This window comes from Tahibacter sp., from assembly GCF_035481375.1.
Classification (GTDB): domain Bacteria; phylum Pseudomonadota; class Gammaproteobacteria; order Xanthomonadales; family Rhodanobacteraceae; genus Tahibacter.
The window spans coordinates 1-6,423 of record NZ_DATIGT010000006.1; the positions used below are offsets into that span (position 1 = coordinate 1).

6 protein-coding genes and 1 pseudogene are annotated in these 6,423 nt (G+C 69.0%); 4 read left to right on the plus strand and 3 right to left on the minus strand.

What is annotated here, in order from left to right:
• Positions 1–70 precede the first annotated feature (70 nt).
• Positions 71–1,081 (plus strand): class I fructose-bisphosphate aldolase, encoded by a 1,011-nt coding sequence (locus tag VLF18_RS00230; RefSeq protein WP_325277598.1) that lies wholly within the window; start codon positions 71–73, stop codon positions 1,079–1,081.
• A 106-nt stretch (positions 1,082–1,187) separates the two neighbouring features.
• On the opposite strand, the gene VLF18_RS00235 is transcribed toward VLF18_RS00230, so the two are convergent.
• From VLF18_RS00235 to VLF18_RS00245, 3 genes are all read right to left on the minus strand, one after another.
• On the minus strand, positions 1,188–2,957 hold the full coding sequence (locus VLF18_RS00235; protein WP_325277599.1) for a peptide-N4-asparagine amidase: 1,770 nt from the start codon (positions 2,955–2,957) through the stop codon (positions 1,188–1,190).
• Between the two features lie 86 nt (positions 2,958–3,043).
• On the minus strand, positions 3,044–3,904 hold the full coding sequence (locus tag VLF18_RS00240) for an aminoglycoside phosphotransferase family protein (RefSeq protein ID WP_325277600.1): 861 nt from the start codon (positions 3,902–3,904) through the stop codon (positions 3,044–3,046).
• A complete protein-coding gene (locus tag VLF18_RS00245; protein ID WP_325277601.1) occupies positions 3,904–4,431 on the minus strand; it encodes an O-acetyl-ADP-ribose deacetylase in 528 nt (175 codons plus the stop codon). Before VLF18_RS00245 ends, VLF18_RS00240 begins: the two co-directional genes overlap by 1 nt.
• A gap of 189 nt (positions 4,432–4,620) precedes the next feature.
• Between VLF18_RS00245 and VLF18_RS00250 the strand changes: the two genes are divergently transcribed.
• The 3 genes and pseudogenes from VLF18_RS00250 to VLF18_RS00260 all read left to right on the plus strand — a co-directional run.
• A complete protein-coding gene (locus tag VLF18_RS00250; RefSeq protein ID WP_325277602.1) occupies positions 4,621–5,088 on the plus strand; it encodes a MarR family transcriptional regulator in 468 nt (155 codons plus the stop codon).
• Between the two features lie 8 nt (positions 5,089–5,096).
• Entirely contained in the window at positions 5,097–6,188 is a 1,092-nt protein-coding gene (locus VLF18_RS00255) for an HlyD family secretion protein (protein ID WP_325277603.1), read from the plus strand.
• 13 nt (positions 6,189–6,201) lie between these two features.
• Positions 6,202–6,423 (plus strand): annotated as a pseudogene (locus tag VLF18_RS00260) (hypothetical protein); the annotation flags it as partial.

Genomic DNA, 6,423 nt, shown 5'->3' on the forward strand with positions numbered 1-6,423 from the left:
GCCCGCGACCGCCCGCCGGTCGCCCCGCGGCCGGCGGTCGCGTCCCGGATTCAATCCCACGGAGTCATCCATGAGCATCGAACAGCTGGAAAGCATTGCCCAGGCGATGGTCGCCCCGGGCAAGGGCATCATCGCGATCGACGAGTCGAACACGACGATCAAGAAGCGTTTCGACGGCGTCGGCATCGAATGCACGGAAGAGAATCGCCGCGCCTATCGCGAAATGCTGCTCACCGCGCCGAGCCTGTCCGATCACATTTCCGGCGCGATCCTCTATGACGAAACGCTGCGCCAGTCGAGCCGCGCCGGCGTGCCGTTCACGAAGATCATGCTCGACAACGGCATCCTGCCGGGCATCAAGGTCGACAAGGGACCGCAGCCGCTGGCCGGCTTCCCGGGCGAGCTGGTCACCGAAGGTCTCGACGGCCTGCGCGACCGCCTCAAGGAATACGCAAGCCTCGGCGCGAAGTTCGCCAAGTGGCGCGCGGTCATCACGATCGGCGACGACATGCCGAGCTCGACCTGCATCGAAGCCAATTGCCACGCGCTGGCGCGCTACGCCGCGCTGTGCCAGGAAGCCGGCATCGTGCCGATGGTCGAACCCGAGGTGCTCATGGACGGTTCGCACGACCTCGACGTCTGCTACGACGTGACCGAAGTGACGCTGCGTTCGCTGTTCGCCTCGCTGTACGAGCAGAACGTCATGCTCGAAGGCACCATCCTCAAGGCCAGCATGGTCGTCTCCGGCAAGGACTGCCCGGAACAGGCCAGCATCGACGAAGTCGCCGAAGCGACCGTGCGCTGCCTCAAGGCCAGCGTGCCGGCGTCGCTGCCGGGCATCGTGTTCCTGTCGGGCGGCCAGTCCGACGAAGCCGCGACCGCGCACCTCAACGCGATGAACCAGATGGGCCCGCACCCGTGGCCGCTGAGCTTCTCCTACGGCCGCGCGATGCAGTCGGCCGCGCTGAAGCTCTGGTCGCAGGACATGGCGAAGAACTTCGCCGACGCGCAGAAGACCGTTGCGCAGCGTGCGCGCGAAAACGGTCTGGCCGCGCTGGGCCAGTGGAAGAAGTCGGCCTGACAATCCGCTTCAACGAAACGAAAACGCCGGCCAAGTGCCGGCGTTTTCGTTTGGGGACCCGGGCCTGCTTCCGCTCCCACGATTCCCCGTTCCCGATTCCCGGCTCCTAGGGCAGCAACTGCACCGAAGCGCCATAGTGCGCCGATGCGAAGTTGTGGAAATGGTCGAACGCACGCAGCGTGTTGCGGCCGTCGGGGCAGCCTTCGCCGTCGATGACGGACGTGACCGCGCCGCGTTCGGCGCTGACCGCGCGGCGATAGCAGGCGCCGAACGGATCGACGTAGTGGAACGACTGCCATCCCTTCTGCGTCTCGCGCAGCGCGAGGCTGCCGTCGCCGGCGAACAGTATCGAGCCCTGGTTGTCGATCTCGCTGACGCTGAGTGCGCTGCGCAGCGGCCAGCCTTCGGTGCCGGCGTCGAGCGCGCGGGCGATCTTCTGCGCGACGCGCGTGGTCTGGCGCGCGCCGACCGTCTGCGCTTCGTATTGGTAGGCGATCGACAGCGGCAGGAAGCGTTCGTCGCGCAGGATCGTCGTGCGCCCGTTCTGCGTGCGCCGCACGACCGTATAGGCGTACGAACTCTGGTTGATGTCCTGCGTATAGAGGTTCGCGGAAATCCGGAACTGCTGGTAATTGTTGAAATCGAAGCGCTGGTCGATCGACGTCGTGACGCGTCCGTGCGACGTGTCGACGTGGCCGGTGATCAGGTGTCCGCGGACCGATTCCGTGCTGATCCCGGCCGACAGCACGCCGTCGGTCTCGGTCACGTTGCGCGTCAGTCGCGGAATCGACACGGCGGCGACCGTGTTTTCGGTCAGCGCGCCGGTGACGACGGCGCGTCCGGCGTCGAGAAACAGCAGCAGGTTCGCGGCCATCGAGAAGCGGTCGCCCGCGTTGTGGACCGACAGCGTGACCGTGTGCGGCGCGCCGTCGTTGAGTTTCGCGGCGAACGGGGTCAGGTCGATGCGCCAGGGTTCGAACGAAAACGTCTGCGGCGCCGGGATCGGCCGCCAGAGGCCGGGATCGATCGCGCCGGTGTAGAGCCACGGATAGACGTGCGCGATGCCGGCCGGTTCGCCGTCGATGCGCACGAGCGTTTCGCGGAACGCGGTGTGGCCGCAGGACTGCAACTGCTCGGCCAGATCGTCGGGCACGCAGGTCATCCAGAACTCGTCGGCGCCCTGGCTCTGCGCGATGACGTCGAGAAAGACGCGCTCGATGTTGCGCGGCAGCGTGAACGTGCGCTCGAAGCGCGCGTCGGGGCCGTTCAGATCGGTCACGCCGCCGAGCGCGCCGCCGCTCATCGGCAGCACGCGGTCGGGACGGCGCGGACGGTCCGGTCTCGCGGCCGTATCGCGGAAAAACAGCAGTTCCGCGCTGCCGTGCAGGATGCCGGTATAGGTGTCGTTGACGATGTTGCCGAGGTCGATCTTGCCGCCCTGCGGCCTCGACAGCAGGCTGACGTAGTCGCTGACGTCGCGCTCGATGCGCCAGCGCGGCGCGTCGATGGCCGAGGGCTCCTGGGTCGTGCCGAAATAGAGGTTCACCGCGCCGATCCAGAGGTTCGCCGTGCGATCGAACTGCCGGCCGGTCGTCACATCGAAGTCGGCGCGCAGCACGATCTTCGCGTAGGGGCCGGGGCAGTTCGCGGGCGGCGCATAGCTGAAATCGTGCAGCGAGAAGTCGCTGAAGGTCTCGTCGCGGTAGAGCGCGACCACGCAGGGCTCGCCGGGCGGCAGCGGCACGACCGGATCCGCGACGACGGCGCCGCGCGCTCCGACGGCGGGCGGGTCGGCCGCAGCGGGCGGATTCGCAAAAAGGGCAATCAATAAAAGCGGAAAACTATACTTCAGCCGTGCGGCGATGGCGCGGTACATGGTGCTCCTCCGTTAGCGGTGCTGTCCCCTGAGGAATCGGCTCGCGCGGCGACGCCGCGCGGGGCATGACGACATGCGGCGCGCGCTCACAGCGCGCGCGCCAGCGAAAGGATCGCCGCAGCGACGCGAAGCTCGCGTGTCTCGTCGGCCGTGTTGCCGTCCTCGGCATGCCAGGCCGCGGACAGGCAGCCGTAGACGTGCGCGTAGCCGAGCACCTGTGGCACGGGGAGTTCTAGCGCGCGCGCATAGGCTTCGGCGCGGCGGTGCAGCACGTCCGGATCGAGACACAGGTCGTCGCGGTCGAGCGGGTTGTAGAGCAGATTCGCCGCGTCGAACGCCGGATCGCCGTACAGGCCGTTCGCGTCGATCGCGAGCCAGCCGCGCGGGCCGTGCAGGATGTTGTCGTGATGCAGGTCGCCGTGCAGCGGCCGTTCGTCGCGTGCGTTGCGCAGCAGACGCTCGGCGACGCGCGCGGCTTCGCGGTACGGATCGTCGGGCGCGGCGCCGCGCGCGCGGGCGAACAGGCTCGCGAAGTGGCGATACAGCGGCGTCAGCGCGGCAGGCGCACGACGCGACGGCGACGACGCGGAGGCGAGCCGTACGAGCACGCCGGCGGCGATCTCGCTCGCCGCCGCGTCGCCGTCGCGATCGAGCGCCTCGCGCAGCGAGGTATCGCCTGCATCTTCGAGCAATTGCAGCGAACCCTGCGCCGCGTAGAGCCGGACCAGGCCGCGGCCGCGCTGCCAGCGCGCGAACGCGCGCGTCGCGAGCGGATCGTGCGCACGGGGCTTCAGCGCCTTGACCACGGCCGTACCGTCGCCGCGCCGCACGCGCCAGACCCGGCTCGTCGGCGTGTCGGCGAGAAGGTGCGCGTCGCGCAGGCGCCAGCGCAGCGGAAAAACCGGATGGGTGCCGTCGCTGCGCGGGGGCCGTCGCCATGCGCGCATCAGGCGGCCAGCGCGTCGCGGTAGGCCTGCAGCGCCTTCGGACCGAAGCAGCAGAACACGATGCGCGACAGCGAGCCGGGCTCGTCGGCGATCGCGCGCGCTTCGGCGACGGCGATCGCGACGGCCTCGGCCAGCGGATAGCCGAACACGCCGCAGCTGATCGCCGGAAACGCGACGCTCGCGAAGTCGTGCTCGCGCGCGAGCGCGAGGCAGCGCCGGTAGCACGACGCGAGCAGCGCCGGCTCGCCCTTGTCGCCGCCGTACCAGACCGGCCCGACGGTGTGGATGATGTGGCGCGCCGGCAGCCGGTGCCCGCCCGTCAGCACGGCTTCGCCGGTCGGGCAGCGCACGTGCGGCCGCACCATCGGCATCGCCGCGCATTCGTCGCGAAGCCCGGGGCCGGCCGCGCGATGGATCGCGCCGTCGACGCCGCCGCCGCCGGACAGGCTTTCGTTGGCCGCGTTCACGATGGCGTCGAGCGCCAGCGTGGTGATGTCGGCTTCTATGGCTTCGATGACGACCTGCATGGGGCGGATCCTAGCGCGGCGCTTCGTGCGCCGTTGATGACGCATTTCCCTCAACTCGGAATCCCGCGGTCGGGCCGGCCCGGCGGCGCTGTTCTTTTTGCGATTCCGATCCTAGACCTTGGTCTAGGTCATTGCTGAACTCGTCGGCATTGAAAAATACCTGCCTAGGCAATAGTGTCTTCGGCAGCCATGAACAGCACCGATCCCCGCTCGAATTTCGCCTACCCGCTGATGGACGTGACGCGACTGCTGCGCAAGCACTTCGACCGTCGCGCCGAGCCGCTGGGCCTGACCCGCGCGCAGTGGCGCGCGATCAAGATCGTCCATCGCCAGCCCGGCATCAGCCAGAAGGCGCTGGCCGAACTGCTGGAAATGGAACCGATTCCCGTCGGCCGCGTCATCGACCGGCTGCAGCAGGCCGGCTTCGTCGAGCGCCGCCCCGATCCGAACGACCGTCGCGTCTGGCGCCTGCACACCCTGCCGCGCGCGCACGGCGTGCTCGACGACATGGAGGTCATCGCCGCGGGCCTGCGCGACGACACGCTGACCGGCATCGCGGATGCCGAGCTGATTGCCTGTCTCGGCGTGCTCGAGCGCATGAAGCAGAACCTGCTCGCGCTCGAAGACGCCGCTTCCAAGAACACGAACGAACCGTGAGTATCGCCATGACCACCGAAACTGCCGCGCCGGCACCGCCGCGCAAACGTTCGAACACCCTGCTCTGGATCGCGGGCCCGGCGCTCGTGCTGGCGATCGCGGGCTATTTCTGGCTGTCCGGCGGCCGCTACGTGAGCACGGACAACGCCTACGTGCAGGCTGACCAGGTCACGATCTCGCCGCAGATCGCCGGCCGCGTCGTCGAGGTGCTCGTGCGCGAGAACCAGCCGGTGCAGGCCGGCGACCTGCTGTTCCGCATCGACGAAGAACCGCTGAAGATCGCGGTGCAGCGTCTGGAAGCGCAGGCCGAGTCGGTGCGCAGCATGCTCGACGGTGCGCGCAACGGCTATCGCGGCGCCGAAGCCGACCTGCGTTCGGCCGAGGCCGATCTGCATCACGCGCAGCAGCAGTACGAGCGCGTGCAGGATCTGCGTACGCGCGGGCTCGTCGCGCAGCAGGCACTCGACGACGCCGCGAACACGGTCGCGAGCATGCGCGGCAAGCGCGACGCGAACGCCGCCGCCGCCGCGCGCGCGCAGAACCTGCTCGGCGGATTGCCGGGCGCGGCCAACGACACGCTGCCCGGCTACAAGCTCGCGGTCGCACAGCTCGCGCAGGCCCAGCTCGATCTGGCGCACGCGGAAGTCCGCGCGCCGGTTGCCGGCGTCATCGGCAAGACCGACCTGCAGGTCGGCGAGTTCCTGACGATCGGCCAGCCCGCCATGCCGCTGATCGCGACGCAGACGCTCTGGGTCGAGGCCAATTTCAAGGAAACCGATCTGACCAACGTCGCGATCGGCCAGACCGCGCAGATCGCGATCGACACGTATCCGGGCAGGCACTGGAACGCGCGCGTCGCCTCGATCAGTCCGGCTTCCGGCGCGGAATTCGCCGTGCTGCCCGCGCAGAACGCGACCGGCAACTGGGTCAAGATCGTGCAGCGCATTCCGGTGCGCCTCGCGCTGGAGTCCGATGCAGGCCTGCCGCAGCTGCGCGCCGGCATGAGCGCCGAAGTCGAGATCGACACCGGCCGCGAACGCGCGCGCTACACGCAGTTCTTCGGTCACGGCGCGGCGCAACAGCCGGTCGCGAGCCGCTGAGCCGAGGCAGACCATGAGCAGCGCCGCCACGCATCGCGACGTCGCCAACCTGCCGCTGCTGGTCGCCTCGATCATGCTGGCGACGCTGATGCAGGTCATCGACACGACGATCGCAAACGTCGCGCTGCCCGACATGCAGGGCGCGCTGTCGGCGACGCAGGACCAGGTGTCGTGGGTGCTGACGTCCTACATCGTCGCCGCGGCGATCGCGACGCCGGCGACCGGCTGGCTCGCC